At 72.8% G+C, this 21,180-nt stretch carries 16 protein-coding genes; 10 read left to right on the top strand and 6 right to left on the bottom strand.

The annotated features are described in order from the left end of the window. Positions 1–27: 27 nt before the first annotated feature. Together BLV24_RS06550 and pncA are read right to left on the bottom strand one after the other, a co-directional pair. Positions 28–954 (bottom strand): PHP domain-containing protein, encoded by a 927-nt coding sequence (locus BLV24_RS06550; protein WP_092680382.1) that lies wholly within the window; start codon positions 952–954, stop codon positions 28–30. Then, complete coding sequence (gene pncA / locus BLV24_RS06545) at positions 951–1,559, bottom strand: bifunctional nicotinamidase/pyrazinamidase (protein WP_092680381.1); 609 nt, start codon at positions 1,557–1,559, stop codon at positions 951–953. The genes BLV24_RS06550 and pncA overlap by 4 nt, the downstream gene beginning before the upstream one ends. A gap of 1,098 nt (positions 1,560–2,657) precedes the next feature. On the opposite strand from pncA, the gene BLV24_RS06540 reads away from it, so the two are divergent. The 8 genes from BLV24_RS06540 to BLV24_RS06505 all read left to right on the top strand — a co-directional run bounded on the left by BLV24_RS06540 (position 2,658) and on the right by BLV24_RS06505 (position 12,947). Beyond that, positions 2,658–4,109, top strand: coding sequence for a hypothetical protein (locus BLV24_RS06540; RefSeq protein WP_092680380.1), 1,452 nt, complete (start codon positions 2,658–2,660; stop codon positions 4,107–4,109). A 103-nt stretch (positions 4,110–4,212) separates the two neighbouring features. Next, entirely contained in the window at positions 4,213–5,523 is a 1,311-nt protein-coding gene (locus BLV24_RS06535; protein WP_092680944.1) for an ABC transporter substrate-binding protein, read from the top strand. Positions 5,524–5,709: 186 nt separating this feature from the next. Beyond that, positions 5,710–6,648 (top strand): branched-chain amino acid ABC transporter permease, encoded by a 939-nt coding sequence (locus BLV24_RS06530; protein ID WP_092680379.1) that lies wholly within the window; start codon positions 5,710–5,712, stop codon positions 6,646–6,648. After that, positions 6,645–7,589, top strand: a complete 945-nt coding sequence (locus BLV24_RS06525) for a branched-chain amino acid ABC transporter permease (RefSeq protein ID WP_092680378.1) — start codon at positions 6,645–6,647, stop codon at positions 7,587–7,589. The genes BLV24_RS06530 and BLV24_RS06525 overlap by 4 nt, the downstream gene beginning before the upstream one ends. Beyond that, complete coding sequence (locus BLV24_RS06520) at positions 7,586–8,311, top strand: ABC transporter ATP-binding protein (RefSeq protein ID WP_092680377.1); 726 nt, start codon at positions 7,586–7,588, stop codon at positions 8,309–8,311. The genes BLV24_RS06525 and BLV24_RS06520 overlap by 4 nt, the downstream gene beginning before the upstream one ends. 4 nt (positions 8,312–8,315) lie before the next feature. Further along, positions 8,316–9,011 (top strand): ABC transporter ATP-binding protein, encoded by a 696-nt coding sequence (locus BLV24_RS06515; RefSeq protein ID WP_092680376.1) that lies wholly within the window; start codon positions 8,316–8,318, stop codon positions 9,009–9,011. 139 nt (positions 9,012–9,150) lie between these two features. Next, positions 9,151–11,196, top strand: a complete 2,046-nt coding sequence (locus BLV24_RS06510) for a hydantoinase/oxoprolinase family protein (protein WP_092680375.1) — start codon at positions 9,151–9,153, stop codon at positions 11,194–11,196. Continuing rightward, positions 11,193–12,947, top strand: coding sequence for a hydantoinase B/oxoprolinase family protein (locus BLV24_RS06505; protein WP_092680374.1), 1,755 nt, complete (start codon positions 11,193–11,195; stop codon positions 12,945–12,947). Before BLV24_RS06510 ends, BLV24_RS06505 begins: the two co-directional genes overlap by 4 nt. Positions 12,948–13,063: 116 nt before the next feature. Here the strand turns inward: BLV24_RS06505 and BLV24_RS06500 are convergent, their stop codons facing one another. From BLV24_RS06500 to BLV24_RS06490, 4 genes are all read right to left on the bottom strand, one after another. After that, positions 13,064–14,386, bottom strand: a complete 1,323-nt coding sequence (locus BLV24_RS06500; protein WP_176954655.1) for a M15 family metallopeptidase — start codon at positions 14,384–14,386, stop codon at positions 13,064–13,066. After that, positions 14,386–15,039 (bottom strand): hypothetical protein, encoded by a 654-nt coding sequence (locus BLV24_RS21920; RefSeq protein WP_176954654.1) that lies wholly within the window; start codon positions 15,037–15,039, stop codon positions 14,386–14,388. Before BLV24_RS21920 ends, BLV24_RS06500 begins: the two co-directional genes overlap by 1 nt. 254 nt (positions 15,040–15,293) lie before the next feature. After that, complete coding sequence (gene pncB, locus BLV24_RS06495; protein WP_092680372.1) at positions 15,294–16,589, bottom strand: nicotinate phosphoribosyltransferase; 1,296 nt, start codon at positions 16,587–16,589, stop codon at positions 15,294–15,296. Between the two features lie 61 nt (positions 16,590–16,650). Next, a complete protein-coding gene (locus tag BLV24_RS06490; RefSeq protein WP_092680371.1) occupies positions 16,651–17,205 on the bottom strand; it encodes a MarR family transcriptional regulator in 555 nt (184 codons plus the stop codon). A gap of 225 nt (positions 17,206–17,430) precedes the next feature. Here BLV24_RS06490 and BLV24_RS06485 point away from each other — a divergent pair, with 225 nt between their 5' ends. Further along, positions 17,431–18,294 carry an FAD binding domain-containing protein gene (locus BLV24_RS06485; RefSeq protein WP_092680370.1) on the top strand — a complete coding sequence of 288 codons (864 nt, stop codon included), beginning with the start codon at positions 17,431–17,433 and terminating at the stop codon, positions 18,292–18,294. Beyond that, positions 18,291–21,116, top strand: coding sequence for a molybdopterin-dependent oxidoreductase (locus BLV24_RS06480; protein WP_092680369.1), 2,826 nt, complete (start codon positions 18,291–18,293; stop codon positions 21,114–21,116). The genes BLV24_RS06485 and BLV24_RS06480 overlap by 4 nt, the downstream gene beginning before the upstream one ends. The last annotated feature ends 64 nt before the right edge of the window (positions 21,117–21,180 follow it).

The following is a 21,180-nucleotide window of genomic DNA, read 5'->3' as shown; positions in this document are numbered from 1 at the left end:
AACCGCCGCCCTTGGCCCGCGCGGCGCTCAGGCGGCGCGGCGCATCGGGTTCGACCAGGCCCGCTTGCCGGCCCGGTCCACCACCGTCACCCGCAGCCAGGGAGAGGTCTCGAGCCGGCCGAGCGGGATTTCTGCCCGGGTCATGCTCTCCCCGTGCACGGCGCGCGCGGCGGAACCCGCCCCCTGCACGATCACCGAGACGGCGGCCGAGCACTCCACCCGGATCGATGCGCTCCCGACATCGATTCCGCGCAGTTCGGGCCCCTGGGTGGAATAATGCTCGCCGCGCTTGAGGGCGGCGAGCAGGGCTTCGGGGCTGTTCTCCTCGGCCTTCACCATCACCCAGCCGCCGAAATGGTCGGGCTCGGTGAAGTGGCTGTCATCGGTGGCGACCGCCGACAGGTCCCGCCCCTCGGAGAGCAGCAGGTCGAGCATGTGGAACCCGTCCGCCCGGTCGGCGCCGGCGAAGCAGCCGTGGTTGTAGACCTCGACGGCATGGGCGGCTTCGAGGCTCCGCGCGTCCTCCAGCGTCAGGCCCGACCATTGCGGATGGGCGATGGCGACGAAGGCCCCGGCGGCGCGGGCGCGGGCGGCGATCCCGGGCCCCGTCTCCTGCCCCGGCACGGGGACGAAACCGGGGGCGTCTCCGGGCGCGAAATCGGCCGGCAGGCCGACCGCGAGGATATGCCAGAGCTCGCCGTTGGTCATCGCGCCGGAATGGATCTCGGCCCCGAGCAGGGTGGTGAAGGTATTGGAGCGGAAGGGCTTCGTGTCGGCGATCGGGTAGCCGAACCGGCCGATGAAATGGTCGGTGAGGGCGAGGAAGTCGTAGCCCTCGGCGGCGTAGCGGCGGCAGACCTCCCCAGGCGGCAGGGCGCCGTCGGAGAGGGTGGAATGCGCATGCAGGTTGCCCCGCCAGAAGCGGCCGGGGGCGGCGAAGGCGGGCGCGATCATCCGAGGATCTCCACCCCGGCGCCGCGCATCTCCGCCAGCGCGGCGTCGAGGGAGCCGTCGAGGTCGATGGCCCGGCAGGCGTCGAGGATCACCGAGGCCCGGAACCCCGACGCCACCGCGTCCACCGCCGACCAGCGCACGCAGAAATCGGTGGCGAGGCCGACGAAGGTCAGGTCGGTCAGCCCGCGCTCGCGCAGGTAGCCGGCGAGGCCGGTGGGGGTGGCGCGGTCGTTCTCCTGGAAGGCGGAGTAGCTGTCGATGCCGGGGCGAAAGCCCTTGCGGAGCACGAGGTCGGCGCGGTTGGCGTTGAGCGCGGGGTGGAACTCGGCGCCCGCGGTCCCCTGCACGCAATGGGCGGGCCAGAGGACCTGGGTTCCGTAGGGGGCCTCGACGGTCTCGAACGGCGCCTTGCAGGGATGGTTGTCGGCGAAGGAGGCGTGGTCGGCCGGGTGCCAGTCCTGGGAGAGGACGACGGAGGGGAAGTCGGCCATCAGGGCGTTGATCGGCGGCATCACCGCGTCTCCGTCCGCGACGGCGAGGCGGCCGCCGGGGCAGAAATCCACCTGCGCGTCGATGACGATGAGGGCGTGGCTGTCGGGGCGCATGGCGTATCCTCGTGGGGCGGCTGCGGGTTGGGTCGGGCCGGGTGGGGGCAGGTCGACCCGGCGGGAGGTTCGGGGATTCGGGCCAGGGGGACAAGCGGGCGGATGTCGCGAGGGCGGCAAGAGACGGGAGCCGCGCGTCGCCGGGGGCGTGGATTTCCAGGCGCCGCCCGCGCGGCCCGCAGGCGTGGCGCGGGCGGAAAGGGGGGCGGGCGGCGCCGGCGATGCGAGCCCGCGACGCGAACCGGGGCGGCGGTCGTGACGGGGGCGGAGGTGGACGGCGCCGAACCAGCGCGTCGGCGGGGGCGAGGCGGCGGAGGCGAGGCGGAGGGGGCGAGGCGGCGGGGGCGGGGCCTGCGTCGCGCCGCGCCCGCCGGAGCGCGGACAAGCGCGCCGAGCGGCCGGTTGGCTGACGCGCCGGCTCAGGCGCCGGGACAAGGGGGGCGGAGAGGCGATCCCGCGGCCCGGCGTGGGATCAAGCGCGGGCAAGGCCTAGTTGCGCCGCCGCTTCGCCGTTCGCCCTGGGCCGCGGGCCGTTCGTTCTTCCAGCGCGGCGGCGGTGAAATCGGCGCGGCCCGGCGACGAACCCGATCCGTGGCGCGGATCGCGACGGGCGATGCGTTGCAGGGGCCGGGATGGCGGCCGGCCTCCGCGGCGTTCGCGATGGGGGGGCGTTGCTGGCTTCCCGGGCGGGCCGAGCGGACGGAACGGATGGCGTGGATGAGCTTCGGCGGCGTCGCGGGTCGGGGAGGCGAGGTGAGGCGGGGCGAGACGGGGCTTTCGGGTCTCGTGTTTCGCGCTCCCAGGGTGGACCGCGGGGGGGGGCGGAAACGGCGCCGGTTTCGCCGCCGCATGACGCCTTCCGCGGGGCCGCAAGCGCAGTCGTTGCAAGGCCGCGCGGGCGCCGCGGGGCCACCCTCGTCCGGGTCGTCGCGCGGCGCCGTCCGGCACGGACGGCCGGGGCGCCGCGCAGGCGCGGCGTCGCGTCCATTGATCCGCGCGGCGCGAGGGGGCCCCATGCCGCGCATGTCCTGTCATGACCTCGCCCCCGCCAGGCCCTCGGGCCCATCGCCCCGCATCCCCAGCGCGGGCGGAGGGGGCATGCGGGGGCGTCCGCTCCGTCTCTCCCTCTCCCTCTCCCGCTCCCTCGCTCTCGCCGTCGCGCTCGCGGCGCTCCCTTCCGCGGCCCTCGCCCATACCGGAGAGCGGGCGCTGGCCCTGCTGCTGCCGACCGAGATCTGGGCGCCCGCCGGCACGGCGGTGGTGGCGCTGACCGCGCTGCTGCTCGCCTTCGTGCGGGGCGACCGTCTGGCGCGGCTGGCCGAGGGGGCGGCCCTGCCGGTCGCCCTCCCCTCCGCGGCGGGGTTGGGCACGGGACTGAGCCTCCTCAGCGCGGCGATCCTCGCGGGGCTTTGCCTGATGGGCTGGTTCGGACCGCGCAACCCGCTGGTCAACCTCGCCACCCTGGCGCTGTGGACCGGGGTCATCGCGCTCCTGCCCGCGGCGCAACTGGCGTTCGGGAACCTGTGGGGGGCGATCAACCCATGGTCCGGGCCCCTGCGGCTCGCGTCCCGGCTGCACCCGCGGCTCTCCCGCCCCATGCTGCGCCTGCCGGAGAGGCTCGGCGCCTGGCCCGCGGTCGCGAGCTGGCTGGCGATCATGAGCTTCGCGCTCGCCGACCGCGCGCCGCTCGACCCCGCGCGGGTGGCGAGCGTCATGGCCGGCTACTGGGCGGCGATCTTCGCGCTGGGCCTGGTGTTCGGCGCGCCGGCGCTGCGGCGGATCGAGGGGCTGGGGCTGTGGCTGTCGCTGTTCGCGGCGCTGGCCCCCCTGCGGATCGAGCACGGGCGGCCGCGTCTGCGCCTGCCCGGACTGGGGCCGGCCGCCGCCGGTCGCGCCGGGCTGGTCGTAGGGGCCGGAGGCTTCGCGGTGGCGGCGCTGGGGGCGGGCAGCTTCGACGGCTTCAACGAGACCTTCGTCTGGCTGGATTTCCTCGGGGTGAACCCGTTGCAGTTCCCCGGCCGCTCGGCGGTGCGCACCGAGACGATGCTCGGCCTTTACGCCGCCGTGGCGCTGATGGCGGCGATCTTCGTCGCCTGCACGCTGGCCGGGCTGGCGCTGGCGGGACTGCGGCCGGCGCGGGGGATCGCCCGCGCGCTGGAGGCGCTGGCCCTGGGCCTCGTCCCCATCGTCGCCGGCTATCACGTCGCCCATTACCTGCCCGCCACCCTGGTCGAGACCCAGTATCTGCTGGTCGCGCTGGGCGATCCGCTGGACCGGGGCTGGGACCTGACCGGGCTGGACTACGGGCACGCGCAGGTCACCACCTCGTTCTTCAACCAGTATCACACGGTGCGGCTGATCTGGCTGGCGCAGGCCGGCGCGGTGGTGGCGGGGCACGCCGCGGGCATCGCCGTGGCGCATCTCGCGGCGCTGCGTCTGGCGGACGGAGACCCGCGGCGCGCGGCGCGCTCGCAATTCCCGCTCGCCCTGTTCATGGTGGTTTACACCCTGTTCGGACTGTGGCTGCTTGCCGCTCCGACGGGCGCCTGAAGCGCGCCGCGCGAAAAGGCTGGACATATTGTTTGCACGCATACAGCCTGTGCATAGGAAACCGGCTGAGCCGCCGGCGGACCGACGAGGAGGGATGGCCGACATGACCGAGGTGAAGAAAACCGCCGCGGGCGGCGCGATCAGCCGCCGCACGGCGCTCAAGGGCCTTGCGGCCGCCGGCGCGACCGGCGCCGGGCTGGGCGCGATGCCGGGCTTCGTGCCCTATATCCAGGCGCAGTCGTCGGCCCCCATCAAGGTGGGCTTCCAGGTGCATCGCACCGGCATCGGCGCCGCCTACGGCCGCTGGTACGACCGCACCACGCTGGCCGCCGCCGACCTGATCAACGAGATGGGCGGCATCAACGGCCGCCCCGTGGAGATCGTGGCCGAGGATGACGGCACCGACCCCAAGCGCGGCGCCGAGGTGGTGGAGAAATTCGCCTCCCAGCTCGGCTGCGACGTGGGTTTCGGCACGCTGTTCTCCCATGTGGTCATGGGCTCCGCCCCCCGCGCGGGGGAGCTGAAGCTGCCCTATTTCGTGGTCTCCGAGGGGCACCACGTCGCCTCCGGCGCGCTGAACCGCTGGACCATCCAGCCGGGCATCTGCGACGTGAAGAGCCAGGTGCTGGCCATGGCGCCCTTCGTGTCGAAGAACCTCGGCAAGAAGGCCACGATGATCTTCCCCGATTACGCCTTCGGCCACGATCACCGGGACTTCTTCACCGCGGCGATGGAGGCGCAGGGCGCCGAGGTCATCAAGCATATCGCGATCCCGCCGACCGAGACCTCGTATTCCAAGTATTTCCCGCAGATCCCGCGGGAGACCGAGGTGCTCTATCACGTCATGGTCGGCCCCGGCGTGCTGACCTTCGTGAAGGAGCTGGGCGAGTTCTTCGGCCCATCGCACCCGCCGATCTTCGGCTTCCTCGACAGTCTCGAAGCGGTGGACCTGAATTCGCCGGGGCTGGAGTTCCTCGACGGGACCTATTTCTGGGAGGGGATGCCCCGCTACCTGCAGTCGGACGCGCCGGACCCGGTGAAGTTCTACCGCGACCGGGTCGGCGTGGACGACAACGGGGCCTCGGCCTCGGACCCCAAGGACGTGTCGACCTTCGCCCACATGTTCGGCTGCTGGGAGACGCTCTTCGTGATGAAGAAGGGCATGGAGGCCGCGGGCTACCAGACCACGGCCGACCGCCAGAAGCTGATCGAGGCGGTCGAGGCGATGGAGGAGATGCCCTTCGGCGATGAACACCCCCAGGGCCGCAAGGTGTTCAACGGCAAGACCCACCAGGTGTTCGGGCCGCAATACATCTCGAAGGTCGAGGGCGGGAAGCTGGTGGTGCAGGCCGAGACCACGGCCGAGGACAGCTTCTACCCGGATGAGGTCGACTACACGACCCAGTCCTTCTGATCGGGGCCTTCTGATCGGGGCCTTTTCGTTCGGGGCCTTTCTGATCGGGCTTTCCTGATCGGGGCTCCCTGACCCGCGCCCGGCCGGGGTCTGTTCTCCGGCCGGGCCTCGCGCCCGCTCCTCTCCCGCCGGCGGGGGAGGGCCGCCCTCTCCGACCGTTCCCCCTCCGACTTCGCGAGCCCTCCCTTGGATTTCGGCCCCTATCTGGTCTTCGCCTCGCTGGAAGGCGCGGTGCTGGCGGCGACCCTGTCGCTGACGGCGCTCGGTCTCAGCCTGGTGTTCGGCGTCATGCGCGTGGTCAACGTGGCCCATGGCGAATTCTTCATGCTGGGCGCGGTGGCGGCCTGGTTCGTGTCCGCGCTGGGGGGCGAGGCGCTGGGCCTGCCGGCCTGGGCGGGCTTCGCCGCGGCGCTGGTCCTGGCCCCGGCGGCCGTGGGCGCGCTGGCCTGGGCGGCGGACCGGGCCATCCTGGCCCGCGTCGGCTACGACCCGGAACGCACCATCGTGGCCACCATCGGCCTGCTCTACATCCTCCAGCAGCTGACCCTGATGGGCTACGGGCCCGAGGCGCGCCCCGTCGAGCCGCCCTTCAACGCCCGCATCGCGCTGCCGTGGCCGGAATGGGGGGCCGACGGGTTCGCCTGGACCTGGCCCTGGGGGTTCGGCACCACCTCCTACAAGCTGTTCGTCATCGTGGCGGCGGCGGCGCTGCTGATGGCGGTCTGGGCGGTGCTGTCGCGATCCCGCTTCGGGCTGATCATGCGCGCCACGCAATATGACCGCGAAACCGCGCAGGCCTTCGGCATCCCGGTCGGGAAGGTCTACGCCTGGACCTTCGCGCTGGGCGCGGCGCTGGCCGCGGCGGCGGCGGTGCTGATCGTGCCGATCCAGCAGGCGCATTACCTGATGGGCGGCGATCCGCTGCTGCTGAGCTTCATCGTCGTCATCATCGGCGGGCTGGGCAGCCTGCGCGGCACGGTGCTGGCCGCGCTGCTGATCGGGATGTCGGATGGCGTCATCTCGGTGTTCTTCTCGCCGACGCTGGCCAAGATCCTCGCCACGCTGCTGGTGGCGCTGGTGCTGGTGTTCCGCCCGCAGGGCCTGTTCGGAGCGAAAACCGCATGACCGGCGCCGCCAAACCCGTCGGGCTGCACGCCCTCGTGCTGGCGATCCTGCTGGCGCTGCATTTCGTGCTGCCGGACTATCATCACGGGGTGCTGGCCCGCGTGTTGACGCTGGCCACCTTCGCGCTCGGCTACAATCTGATGTTCGGCTACACGGGGCTGCTCAGCCTCGGGCACGCGCTGTTCTTCGCCGCGGGGCTCTACGGGCTGGGGATGCCGATGCAGCATCTGGGCTGGTCGGCCGAGGTTGCGCTCCCCTTCGGCATCGCCTTCGCCGCGCTTCTGGCGACGGGGGTGGGGGCGCTGGCCCTGCGCACCCAGGGCGTGGCCTTCATGATCGTCACCCTGATGTTCGCGCAGGCGGGGTTCCTGACGCTGCTCTACTTCAACGAGTTCACCCGCGGCGACGAGGGCTTCGTCATCGCGCAGGAGGCGCGGAGCCTGTTCGGGATCAGCCTCGCCGACGCCGACGCGCGCTATATCGCGGCGCTGATCCTGTTCGCCGTGGCGATGATCGCGACGCTGATCCTGGTGCGCTCGCCCGCGGGCCGGGTGCTGGTGGCGATCCGCGAGAACGAGGAGCGCGCCCGGATGCTCGGCTACGACGTGGCGCGCTACAAGCTGCTGGCCATCGTCGCCTCCGGGGCGATGTGCGGGGCGGCGGGGGCGGCCTACGGGCTGCTGTTCGGCTATGTCGGGGCGACCTTCGCCTCGGTGCAGTATTCGATCCTGCCGCTGCTCTGGGTGCTGCTGGGCGGGGCGGGGACGGTGCTGGGGCCGCTGATCGGGACGGCTTTCATGACCTATCTGATCGACCTCGGCTCCGGCCTCACCGACGCCTACATGCTGCTGGCGGGCGCGGCGCTGGTGCTGCTGACGCTGTTCGCCCCCGCCGGCCTGCTGGGCGAAGTGCGCAAACGCTGGGCGGGGTGGCTGCCATGACTGTCGCCGCATCGGGGCCCTTGCTGGAGACGGAAGGTCTCACCCGCCGCTTCGGGGGCCTCACCGCTGTCGATCATGTGGATTTCCAGCTGTTCCCGGGCGAGATCCGCGCCCTGATCGGCCCCAACGGCGCCGGCAAGACCACTTTCGTCGGCCTGCTCTCGGGCCGCATTCCGCCGTCGGAGGGGCGGGTCCGCTTCGGGGGCGAGGACGTCACCCGCCTGCCGGCCCATGCCCGCATGGCGCGGGGCATGGCCTACACGTTCCAGATCACCTCGGTCTTCGCCAATCTGAGCCTGTTCGACAACGTGGCGCTGGCCGTCCAGCGGCGCCTCGCCCGCGGCGAGGGGCTGGAGGCGGAGACCATGGCCGCGCTTGATCGCGTCGGGCTGGCGGGCCGGGCGCGGCAGACCGCCGGCGATCTGTCCTACGGGCATCAGCGGTTGCTGGAGATCGCCATGGGGCTAGCGCAGCGGCCGCGGCTGCTGATCCTCGACGAGCCCACGCAGGGGCTTTCGGATGGCGAGATCGAGGGCTTCAAGGCGCTGGTCCGCGATGTGGCCGCGGAGGCGACCGTCCTGCTGATCGAACACAACATGGACGTGGTGATGTCGCTGGCGACCCGGATCACCGTGCTCGACATGGGCGCCCGGCTGGCCGAGGGCGACCCGGCCGCGATACACGCCGACGCCGCCGTGCAGCGCGCTTACCTGGGGGGCTGAGAGGATGCTGGAGGTCAGCGGGCTCGACGCCGGATACGGCAAGGTGCAGGTGCTGCGCGGGGTGAGCCTTTCGGTCGGGGCGGGGGAGATCCTCTGCGTCATGGGCCGCAACGGGGCGGGCAAGACCACGGCCATGAAGGCGATCATGGGGCTGGTTCCGCCGACGGGCGGCTCGGTGAAGATCGCGGGGGAGGAGCTGGTCGGGCTGCCCCCGCACGAGATCCCGCGCCGGGGCCTGGGCTATGTGCCCCAGGGGCGGCGGCTGTTCGCGGAACTGACCGTGGCCGAAAACCTCGACATCGGGCTGATGACCCGCAACCGGGGCGCGGCGGTGCGGGAGCGGATGCTGGACATGTTCCCCCGCCTGCGCGACCGGCTGCGGCAACGGGCGGGCACGCTTTCGGGCGGGGAGCAGCAGATGCTCGCCATGGCCCGCGCGCTGTGCCTGGAGCCCTCGGTCCTGCTGATGGACGAGCCGACGGAGGGGCTCCAGCCCTCGATGATCGCCCTGATCCGCGAGGCGGCGACCGCGATGAAAGCCGCGGGCGTCGCCATCGTGCTGGTCGAGCAGCGGGCCGACGCGGTGCTGTCGGTGGCCGACCGGGTGACCTTCCTCGACAACGGCCGGGTGAAGGAGACGGTGGAGGCGCAGGCGCTGCGCGACGACCCGGCCCTGCTGCACGCGCATGTGGGGGTCTGAGACCTCCGAGCGCGAACCCGGTCCCCGCGAAAGCGGCTGGACAGGCGGGGCGAACCGGGCTTGGATTTGTTTGTGAGCGAATGAAGCGGGCCTGCGCCCGGCGCGGCCCCGCCGGGGCGGCGCGAGAGGAGAGACGTGCATGAGCGTGGTTGCGGGCGTCGATGTCGGCGGGACCTTCACCGATCTGGTCTGGCTGGACGAGGGGACGCGGGCCGTGCGGCTGGCCAAGGCCCCGACCACGCCGCGCAACCAGGCCTTCGGCGTGCTCGCGGCCTTCGAGCAGGCGGGCGTCGACGTGGGCGGGGTCGACCTGATCGTGCACGGCACCACGGCCACCACCAACGCCGTGCTGGAACGCCGCCTGTCCCGCGCCGGCATGATCGCCACGGAGGGCTTCCGCGACATCATCGAGCTGGGCCGCCGCACCCGCCCGCAGGCCTACGGCATGACCGGGAGCTTCACGCCGGTCATCCCCCGCGACCTGCGCCTGGAGGTCTCGGAGCGGATGGACGCCGAGGGGAACGTGCTGACCCCGCTGGACGAGGACGCCCTGCGCGCCGCCGCCGCCCGGCTGCTGGAGGCGGGCTGCGAGTCCGTCGTCGTCCATTTCCTCCACGCCTATGCCAACCCGGCGCATGAGATCCGGGCGGGCGAGATCCTGTCGGAGATCTGGCCCAACGCCTATGTCACGCTGGGCCACGCGCTGCTGTCGGAATCGCGGGAATTCGAGCGGGGGGTGACGGCCTCGGTCAACGCCTCGGTCCAGCCCTTGCTGCAACGCTATGTGGACCGGCTGGCGGAGGAGCTGCGGGACCGGGGCTACGCGCATGACCTGCTGGTGATGAACGGCAACGGGGGCATGGTCTCGGCCCGGATGGTGGCGCGGGAGGCGGCGAAGACGGTGATGTCGGGGCCGGCCTCGGGCGTCATGGCGGCGGCCTATACCGGGCGCCGGGCCGGGGCGCCGGACCTGCTGACCTATGACATGGGCGGCACCTCCACCGACGTGGCGCTGATCCGCGACGCCAAGCCGGCGGTGTCGAACGAAATCGAGGTCGAATACGCCATGCCGATCCACGTCCCCATGGTGGACGTGCGCACGGTGGGGGCAGGGGGCGGGTCGATCGCGCGGGTCAACGCCTCGGGCCTGCTGGAAGTGGGGCCGGAGAGCGCCGGCGCCGATCCCGGCCCGATCTGCTACGGGCGGGGCGGGACGCGGCCGACGATCTCGGACGCCAACCTGCTGCTGGGGCGGCTCGACCCGTCGCGGCTGAACGCCGTCGAGGGCGGCGTGCGGATCGAGGACGTGGCGAGGGTGTTCGAGGCCGAGCTGGGCGCCCCCCTCGGCCTGTCCGCGACGGAGGCCGCGTCGGCCGTGATCCGCGTCGCCAACGCCCGCATGGCCGGCGCGATCCGCATGGTGTCGCTGTCGCTGGGCGAGGATCCGCGGGACTTCGCGCTTTTCGCCTTCGGGGGCGCCGGGCCCCTGCACGCGGTGGCGCTGGCGCGCGAGCTGGGCGTGCCGCGCGTGCTGGTCCCCGCCCGCCCGGGCATCACCAACGCGCTGGGCTGCGTGGTCGCCGACCTGCGCCATGACTTCGTGAACACCGTCAACCGGCCGCTGGACGGCGCCGACATGGACGAGGTCCACGCGGTTTTCGCCCGCCGCATCGAGGAGGGCCGCGCCCTGATCGCGCAGGAGAGCGTGGCGGTCGAGCGCATCGAAACAATCTGCTCCGCCGACATGCAGTTCATCGGCCAGACCCATCTTCTGCGCGTGGCGCTCGATGGCCCGGCGCCGGCCCGCGAGGATCTCCAGGCCCGGTTCGAGCGCGCCTACTGGGACCGCTTCCGCGTGTCCTTGCCCGAGATCCGGCCGAGCCTGGTGAACCTCAGCGTCTCGGTGATCGGGGTGCGGCGGGAGATCGACCTGGCCCTGCTGATCGACCCCGAGGGCCGCCGCGCGACGGTCGCGGAGGCCCGGACCGGCCTGCGCCCCGTCTGGTTCGACGGCGGCTGGACCGACACGCCGGTCTACCGGCGCGAGCATCTGCCTTGGGACGCGGTGATCGACGGCCCGGCCATCGTGGAGCAGCTGGACGCCACGCTGGTCATCGACCCGGGCTGCACGGCGCGGGGCGATGCGGACGGCAACCTGATGATCGAGATCGGAGGCGCGGCATGACCCCGCTCGACCCCATCACCCTGTCGGTGATCCAGGCCGGCCTGTCGCAGACCTGCGACGAGATGGACCTCGCCTTCACCCGCGCCGCGTTCTCTCCCGTCATCGCGGAGGCCAACGACCGCGCCGACGGGATCTATTCGGCCGAGGACGGAAGCCTGATCGCCCAGGGGCCGGACGGGCTGCCGGTCTTCGTGGGCGCGATGCAGGAAAGCACCCGCGTGCTGGTGGAGCGCATCCGCGCCGGGATCACCGCGGCGCCGGAGCCGGGCGACGTCTACATCGTCAACGACCCCTATCTGGGCGGCACCCACCTGATGGACGTGCGCTTCGCGCGCCCCTTCTATCGGGACGGCAAGATCTGGTGCTGGCTGTCCAATACCGGCCACTGGCCCGACACCGGGGGCGCGGTGCCGGGGGGCTTCTCCGCCTCGGCCACGTCGGTGGAGCAGGAGGGGCTGCGGCTCCCCCCGGTGCGGCTGTTCAAGAAGGGTGTTCTGGACCAGGAGATCTACCAGATCATCTGCTCCAACATCCGGGTGGCGGAGCAGCGGATCGGCGATGTGAAGGCCCAGGCGGCGGCGCTGGACGTGGGCGCCGCGCGGCTGGAGAAACTGCTGGACCGCTATGGCGACGCGGTGGTGGAGCAGGCGATCGCGGAGCTTCGCGCGCGGGCCGCCGAACAGACCCGCGCCCATATCCGCGCCATCCCCGAGGGCCGGTTCGAGGCGACCGCCTGGGTGGATTCCGACGGCGTGGTGAATGAGCCGCTCGCCATCCGGCTGGCGGTGGAGCGGGCGGGCGACGGGCTGGTCTTCGACTTCGCCGGATCGTCGCCGCCCTGCACGGGGCCGATGAACTCGGTGCGCTCCACCACCCTGTCGGCGGTCTATCTGGCCATGCGCCACATCTTTCCGGACGTGCCGATTTCCGCCGGCGCGTTCGAGCCGCTGGAGGTGCGGGGGATCGAGGGCACCTTCCTCGACGCCCATTACCCGCGCCCGGTCTCGGGTTGCGCCGCCGAGACCTCCCAGCGCATCGCCGAGGCGGTGTTCCTCGCGCTGGTCAACGCCATCCCCGACAAGGTGACGGCGGCGCCGGCGGGCACGTCGGGCAATTTCGGGCTGGGCGGGTCGGACCCGGCCAAGGGGCGGAATTTCGTGATGTATCAGCTTTCAGGCGGCGGCTATGGCGGCTCGGCGCTGGGGGACGGGCTGTCGAACGGCTGCTCCACCATCGGGATTTCCAAGGCCCCGCCGGTGGAGATCATGGAGCAGCAGTTCCCCATCCTCTTCCGCCGCTACGCCCTGCGCGAGGGCTCGGGCGGGGCGGGGACGGCGCGGGGCGGCCTGGGGCTCGACTACGAGATCGAGCTGCGGCGCGGCGAGGCGCGGGCGAGCTTCGTGATGGATCACGGCCGCTTCGGGCCTCCGGGCGCGCGGGGCGGGGCGGACGGGGCGCCCAACACCATCGAGGTGGTGCGGGGCGGCGTCTCCCATGTCCCGCAGCACCTGTCGAAGGAGCAGGACATCGCCATGCGCCCCGGCGACCGGGTGCGGGTGGGCACGCCGGGCGGCGGGGGTTATGGCGATCCGTTCGCGCGGGACGCGGAGGCGGTGGCCGAGGACGTGCGGCTGGGCCGGGTGTCGGCGAAGGACGCCGCGGCGCTCTATGGCGTGGCGGTCGCGGACGGCGCGGTGGACCCCGCCGCCACCGATGCGCTGCGCGCAAGGCGCGACCGCGAAGTGTCGTAGGGCGGGCGCCAGCCCGCCGCGCCGAACGGGGAGGCCGCGTCCGTGGCAAGGCGGGGGCGGCGGGTTCGCACCCGCCCTACGCGGGCGGCGCGGATGCCGGTCGCGCCGCGCGCCTCTCAGCCCAGGCCGTAAAGCGCCTTGGTCCGTTCCAGAAGCTGGCGGCGATGGGCGATGCCGTTGACGCCGCCATTGATGATCTTCGTCACCCGCATCAGATCGTCCCGGTCCGCCGGCCCGTTCAGCCCGCGGTTCGCCCAGTACCAGCCCGCCACGCCGACGCAGAGCTCCAGGTCCTCGGCGACGAGGGTGGGTTCGGACATGATCTCGTCCTTGCGGTCCACGGCCTCCGAGAACTTCTCGTAGTTGAAGCGGCCCGTGAGCTGGATCAGCCCGCGGCCCTTGAACCGCCGGCCGTCGCCCGACCGCACATTGCCGAGATCCGTCCGGCCCTCATAGGCGGCGCCCGAGGCGATCTCCTCCTGGAAGCGCAGCTCGCCGCTTTCATGCCCGATCTGGGCGAGGAAATGCGCCTGGCGCAGGGGCGTGGTCAGGTCGAAATCCGCGAAGCACTTGGCGATCGGGTCGCGGAAAAGCTCCACCTTCGCATCCGCCGCGGCCAGCATCGCGAGGCGCAGGAGCCGCGCGGAGAACACCGGCTTCACGCTCATGCGCAACGCCCGTTCCGTGCCGGCGCCGGGGGTGACGACCGAGTCCGGCTCCTCCATCCCCAGCAGCGCGGTCTGGGCGGCGACGATGCCCTCGCGGGTCTTCTCCCCGTAGATCCCGTCGGGCTTGAGCGGCGCGTCCAGCGTGATGCGCCCGTCCTCGGCGGTGTAGTTGAGCAGAAGCTGCACCGTCTCCACGTCGTCGCGGCGGTTGGGGCGCTTGGGCCCGACCTCGGCCGACAGCAGGGTGGTCATGGAGCCCGCGGGCGGCAGCGGAACCTGCGGGATCACGGGGGCGGGGGAGGGGGCGCCGGCCGCGATCTCCCCCGCCGTCATCGGCACGGTGGCGGGGCGCGGCGGCGGGACGGCCCCCGCGGCGGGGGCCAGCACGGTTCCCGCGACGGGCCCGGGGCGGGCGGTCACGCCCTCGCGCCGTTCGAAATGCGGGGTGTCCTTGAAGCTCGACCAGTTGCCGCCCCAGGCGTTGGCGGGATCCAGGCTCTCCCAGTAGTCGCCCAGGGCCTGCAACACTTCCTTGTCGTAGCACAGGTCCAGATCGTCCCCGTCGCGCACGAAGAAGTTGAGGTCGATGGCCAGCCGCTTCATGTGCTGGCTGTTGAGCGTCCTGGAGCGGCCCTCGCGCATGTGGATGCGCTGCTGCTCGATGGTGCGGTAAAGCTCGCCCCCCGTGACCACGAAGCCGAGGTCATGGGCGCGGCCGATCAGCCGGGACATGTCGGTCAGGAACCGGTCCTGTTCGTCGAGCAGACCCATCACTTGCCCCCCGAGCCGGAGCCCTTGAGGGCCGTGTTCTCCTCCAGCAGGCGCTCGATCGCGGCGCCCTTGCGGCTGGAGCCCTGGGAGGAGCCGAAGAAGAACTGGATGATCGCCGAGAGCGTGACCCCGAGCAGGAAGCCCAGGACGGTGTCGACGATGCGCGACTGCGCGAGCCCGGCCTCGGTCAGGGAGCCGTCGGGGTCCGTGCCGAAGACCGGACCGAACGCGGCCCAGCCGATGAAGGCCCCGGTCATCACGGTGATCAGCAGGGCGTAGACATAGATGAAGTTGCGGGAGAACCAGTCCTCGGTTCTCAGGGCCTGGCGTTGCAGGCCGCGGGCGTTCTTGCGGTCCTCGTTCTCGACTCGCATCCGCTCGATCTCGGCCTGGTCCTGGGCCTGGGCGGCGGCGAGCAGAAGCTCCTGGTTGCGCAGCTCGAATTCCTTGAGCTGGATCCATTGCGCGTCGGTGAGCTTCTGTTCGGCGACATCCTCGATCCTGATGCCGGTCTGATCCTCGATCAGCTTGGCCACTTTCTCGACGCCGGCGTCGGCGGCGCCGGAGAACACCCCGGTCAGAAGATCCAGCCCACGGCTGGCGAGCGCCGGGACCACGGCGGCGCCGAGCGCCCCCAGAATTGGCAAGACCATGTTCCGCGCCCTCCCCGAGCCTGTGCGAAAAGTCACTTTCTCATTGAGAAATAATGACTTGGCTTTCCGCACGCTACGTCAGGTGACATGACGTCAACCTGAACGGGCGGAGGAGGCGGCGGATGAGTTCACCCGGCGGCGCCCGGACGGGGCGCCGATCCGCGCGGGCGCCGGGCGCGCGGGGAGTAACCGGGGGGAAGCCGGGGGAAGGATCGGCGTCAGGTTCGGGGGCGGAGGCGGGCGCGCCTCCGCCCTCAGACCACCACGTCGCGCGCGGCCTGCTCGCCCACGCCGAAGACCCGCTTGTAGCGCGCGATCTCCTCGGCCGGGCCGGTGGCCTTGTTGGGGTTGTCCGACAGCTTCACGCAGGGATGCCCGTCCGCCGAAACCGCCTTGCACACCAGGCTGAACGGCGCCAGCCGGTCGTCGGGCGCCAGCCCGCGGAAGTCGTTGGTCAGCAGCGTGCCCCAGCCATAGGAGACCTTGACCCGGTCGGCGTAGCGGGCGTGCAGCGCCTCGATCAGCTCGATGTCCAGCCCGTCGGAGAAGATGATCCGCTTCTGCGACACGTCCTGGCCGTGACGCTGCCAGAAGGCGATGGCGGCTTCGGCGGCGTCGAACGGGTCGCCGGAATCCACCCGCACGCCGGTCCAGCGCGCGATCCATTCCGGAGCGTTGGCGAAGAACCCCTTGGACCCGATGGTGTCCGGCAACACGATGCGCAGGTTGCCGTCATAGTCCTTCTGCCATTCCTCCAGCACCTGGTAGGGGGCGGCGGCGAGGGCCGCGTCGTCCTCGCCTGCCAGCGCGCAGTAGACCATGGGAAGCTCATGGGCGTTGGTGCCGATGGCCTCGATGTCCTGGCGCATGGCGATCAGGCAGTTGGAGGTGCCGGTGAAGCGCCGGCCCAGCCCCTCGATCATCGCCTGCACGCACCAGTCCTGCCACAGGAAGGAATGCCGGCGCCGGGCGCCGAAATCCGCCACCGCGAGGTCGGGAAGCTTCTGCAGGCGCTCGATCTTCTCCCACACCCGGGACATGGCGCGGGCGTAGAGGATCTGAAGCTCGAACTTGCCCATGTCGCGCAGCACGGCGCGGGAGCGGAGCTCCATCAGGATGGCGAGGGCGGGGATCTCCCACATCATCGCCTCCATCCACGGGCCTTCGAAGGTCAGCTCGTACTGGTCGCCGCGGCGCTCCAGGTGGTAGTCGGGAAAGCGGAACCCCTCCAGCCACTGCATGAAGTCGGGCGTGAACATCCAGCGCTTGCCGTAGAAGGTGTTGCCGCGCAGCCAGGTGCTTTCGCCCCGGGTGAGGCTGAGCGAGCGCACATGGTCGAGCTGCTCGCGCAGTTCGCCCTCGTCGATCAGGCGGGCGAGCGGCACCGCGTCGGAGCGGTTGATGAGCGAGAATTCCACACGCGCCTCGCGGCGGTTGCGGAACACGCTCTGCGCCATCAGGAGCTTGTAGAAATCCGTGTCGAGGACCGAGCGGACGATCGGGTCGATCTTCCATTGGTGGTCGTGGACGCGCTGGGCGATGTTGATCATGCGGTCGAGCCGGGCAGGGGCGGCGCGGCGCCCCCGGAGGGACGCGCGGCCGCGGACGGGATCAGGCGATGCGGACCAGCAGGCGCAGAAGCTGCGCCCGGTCGTCGGGATCGAGCGGCGCGAGCGTGGCGTGGGTGGCCGCGACCGCGTCTTCGGCGAGCGCGGCGAACAGCGCCGCGCCGGCCTCGGTGAGCGAGACGATCAGGCGGCGGCGGTCGTCGGGCGAGGCGGCGGTGGACACCAGGTCCCGCTTGGCCAGTCGGTCGATGACGCCCTTGATGGTCGCCGCGTCCATGGCCGTGGCCCGGCCGAGCTGGTTCTGGCTGACGGGGCCGTCCTCATGCAGCTTGGCCAGCGCCGCGAACTGGCGCGGGGTCAGGTCGGGGATGCGGTCGGAGAAGATCGACAGGTGGCGCTGGTTGGCGCGGCGCAGCAGGTGGCCGATCTGGGCGTCCAGCCGATAGGCGTCCGCGGCCTCGCCCAGCGAGCGGCGCGCGTGCTGGTGGGCGGGGGGAGCTTCGGACGCCCCCTCCGGCGGGACCTGCCGGTCGCCCGCGCCGCGAGGGCCGGCGGCCGCTTCGGCCGGTCCGCGCGTCGCGCCCGCTTTCGTCGCCATGGCCACGTCAGCCATCCTCCCGTGAGAAGCCGTTTTGTCGTGACTAGCCCAATCGCGGCCGGATTGACAGGCCCGGCGGGGGGAGGCGCTGCGCCGCCGATTGACAAGACGCGGGAGCGGGGCGCAGGCTGTGTTTGCACGCAAACGATCGCGGCGGACCGTCCCGCGCCCGCGCCCCGCCTTTCGCGGGGGCCCGGCAGCCAGGCGCCGCCGCCGGAGACGCCGATGAGCTACGAGCGGCCCGAGAGCCTCGAACGCGCGCTGGCCCTGCGCGCCGCGCCCGGCGCGGTGCTGGCCGGGGGCACGGATCTCTATGCGCTGACCGCCCGGCGGGAACTGGCGGGGCCGGTGCTGGACCTGACCGCCTGCGCCGCGCTGCGGGGGATCGTCTGCGGGCCGGACGGGCTGCGCATCGGCGCCGCGACCAGCTGGACCGCGATCGCCGAGGCGAGGCTGCCCGACGCCTGCGCCGGGTTGCAGGCCGCGGCGCGGCTGGTCGGCTCGCGCCAGATCCAGAACCGCGGCACCATCGGCGGCAACCTGTGCAACGCCTCGCCCGCCGCCGATGGCGCGCCCCCGCTGCTGACGCTGGACGCGGAGGTCGAACTGGCCTCGGTCCGCGGCGCCCGGCGGCTGGCGCTGTCCGACTTCCTGCGCGGGCCGCGGGAAACGGCGCTGGCGGCGGACGAATTGATGACCGCGGTGATCCTGCCCTCGGCCGGGCTGGCCGGGCGGGGGACGTTCGTGAAACTGGGCGCGCGGGCGCATCTGGTGATCTCCATCGCCATGGCGGCGGTGCGGCTGGAGGTGGCGGGGGGCCGGGTCTCCGCCGCCGCGCTGAGCTTGGGGGCCTGCGGGCCGGTGGCGACGCGGCTGCCGGGGATCGAGGCGGCGCTGGCCGGGCGCGACGCCTTGCCCGAGGCGCTGGCCGCCGCGGTGACCGACGCGGCCGTGGCCGAGGCCGTCTCCCCCATCGACGACATCCGCGCCGACGCCGCCTATCGCCGTCGCGCCGCCGCCGAGATCCTGCGCCGGGCGCTCGTCGCGGCGCTGGAGCCCTCCGCCGCTTTCCGGGAGACCGCCGCATGAGCCTCGACGACGCCGCCTCCGCGCCGGGGCTGGTCCCGACGGTCGAACTGGTGCTGGACGGCGCGCCCGCCCGCATCGAGGCCGATCCCTCCCGCCGCCTGTCCGACGCGCTGCGCGAGGGGGCCGGGGTCCGGGGGGTGAAATCGGGCTGCGACGCGGGCGATTGCGGGGCCTGCACGGTGCTGCTGGACGGGGCGCCGGTCTGCGCCTGCCTGACCCCGCTGGGGCAGGCGGCGGGGCGGGAGGTGACGACGGTCGCCGGCCTTGGCGGCTGGGAGGTCAACGCCCTGCAGCGGGCCTTCCTGCGCCATGGGGCGGCGCAATGCGGGATCTGCACGCCCGGCATGCTGATGACCGCCTCGGCCCTGCTGCGCGAGACGCCCGCGCCCTCGCGCGCGGAGGTCGAGGAGGCGCTGGGCGGCGTGCTCTGCCGCTGCACCGGCTACGCCAAGATCATCGACGCGGTCTGCGCCGCCCATGCCGAGACGCCCGGCGCCGCCGCCCGCCCGGCCCCCGACCACGCGCCTGTCGGCGCCCGGATCGAGCGGCTGGACGGGCGTCCCAAGGTGGACGGGACGGAGGCATTCGGCGCCGATGCCTGGCCCGAGGGGGCCCTGGTGCTGCGCGCCGTCCGCTCGCCGCATCACCGCGCGGGGTTCGCCTTCGGGGACCTCGCGGGCTGGATCGCGGCGCGGCCCGGGCTGGTCGCCGTCTTCACCGCCGCCGACATCCCCGGCCGCAACCGCTTCGGCGTGATCCCCGACTGCGCGGATCAGCCGGCGCTGGCGGAACCCGCGCTGGGCGCCCGTTTCCGCGGCGAGGCGGTGGCGCTGGTGGCGGGGGAGGCGGAGGCGATGGCGGCGCTCGACCTTTCCGACTTTCCCATCGAATGGCGCCCCGAGACCCCGGTGATGGAGCCCGAGGACGCCGCCGCCCCCGGCGCGGCGCTGGTCCATGCGGACCGGCCGGGCAACCTGCTGATCCGCGGGCTGGTGCGCCGGGGCGACGCCGAGGCCGGGCTGGCCGCCGCCGCCGCCGTGGCCGAGCTGGCCTTCGAGACCGCCTATGTGGAGCACGCCTATATCGAGCCCGAGGCCGGCGCCGCCTGGATGGAGGGCGACGTGCTGGTGATCTCCGCCTGCACCCAGGCGCCGGTGATGGACCGGGACGACGTGGCGCTGGTTCTGGATCTGCCGAAGGACCGGGTGCGGATCATCCCCGCCGCGGCGGGCGGCGGCTTCGGCGCCAAGCTGGACCTGTCCGTGCAGCCGCTGCTGGGGCTGGCGGCGCTGAAGCTGGGGCGGCCCTGCCGGATGGCGTTCAGCCGGGGCGAGTCCATGGCCTCGACCACCAAGCGCCATCCGGCGCGGATGCGGGGGCGGATCGGGGCGGACGCCTCGGGACGGATCACCGGCATGGATTTCGACGGGGACTTCAACACCGGCGCCTATGCGAGCTGGGGGCCGACGGTGGCGAACAGGGTGCCGGTGCACGCCTCGGGCCCCTACCGGACGCCCAATTACCGGGCCGAGGCGTGGGCGATCCACACCAACGGCACGCCCGCGGGCGCGTTCCGCGGCTTCGGCGTGCCGCAGGCGGCGCTGGTGCAGGAGGTGCTTTACGACGACCTGGCGCTGGCGCTGGGCATCGACCGGCTGGCGTTCCGAAGGCTGAACGCGCTGGGCGAGGGCGAGGCGACGGTCTGCGGGCAGGTGCTGCGCGGCGTGGGCATCGGCGCCTGTCTGGACGCGCTGGAAGGCCCCTGGGCCGAGGCGCTGGCCCGGGCCGAGGCCGCCAACGCCGCGGCTGCGGCCGGGGGCGTGGCCGGGGGCGGGCCGCTGCGCCATGGGGTCGGCGTCGCCTCCTGCTGGTATGGCTGCGGCAACACCGGGCTGCCCAACCCGTCCACCGTGCGGGTGGGGATCCGGGGCGACGGGCGCATCGCGCTGCATCAGGGGGCGACGGATATCGGGCAGGGCTCGAACACCGTCATCACCCAGATCTGCGCCGAGGCGCTGGGGGTCGCGCCCGAGGCGATGCTCCTGATCGGGCCGGACACCGCGCTGACGCCGGATTGCGGGAAGACCTCGGCCTCGCGCCAGACCTATGTGACCGGCCGCGCGGCGCAGGGCGCGGGCGCGGCGCTGCGGGCGCAGGTGCTGCGGCTGCTGAACATGGGCGAGGGCGCGCGGCTGCGCGCGACGCCGGGCGGCATCGAAGGGACCGAGCGGGGGGAGACGCGGGCGCTGGACCTCTCCGCCCTGGCGCCCGCGCCCGAGGCCGCGGCGCAGGGCTACGCGCTGATGGCCGAAGCGCGCTACGATCCGCCGACCACGCCGCTGGATGCGGACGGGCAGGGGGTTCCCTACGCCGTCTACGGCTATGGCGCGCAGGTAGCGGAGGTGGCGGTGGACATGGCGCTGGGGACCGTGAAGGTCACGCGGCTGGTCGCGGCCCATGACCTCGGCCGGGTCATCAACCCGATGCTGGCCGAGGGCCAGATCGAGGGCGGGGTGGCGCAGGGGCTGGGTCTCGCGCTGATGGAGGAGTTCATCCCCGGCCGCACCGAGAACCTGCACGACTACCTGATCCCCACCACCTCGGACATGCCCGAGATCCGCTCGATCCTGCTGGAGACGCCGGACCCCGAGGGGCCGTTCGGCGCGCGGGGCCTGGGGGAGCATGCGCTGATCCCGACCGCGCCGGCGATCCTGAACGCGATCCGCCACGCCTCGGGCGCGCGGATCACCCGGGTTCCGGCGCTGCCGCACCGGGTGCTGGCCGCGATCGACCGCGCGAAGGCCGAGGGGGGGGCGCCATGACGGCCTGCCGAGGGAGCCGCGCGACCACCCGCCCGAGAGCTTGGAGCCTCCGCCCGCGCGGCGG

The sequence above is a fragment of the Albimonas donghaensis genome, from assembly GCF_900106695.1.
In the GTDB taxonomy this organism is placed as follows: domain Bacteria; phylum Pseudomonadota; class Alphaproteobacteria; order Rhodobacterales; family Rhodobacteraceae; genus Albimonas; species Albimonas donghaensis.
Note: the sequence above shows the minus strand (reverse complement) of the source record. Positions and strands in the feature narration are given on the sequence as shown.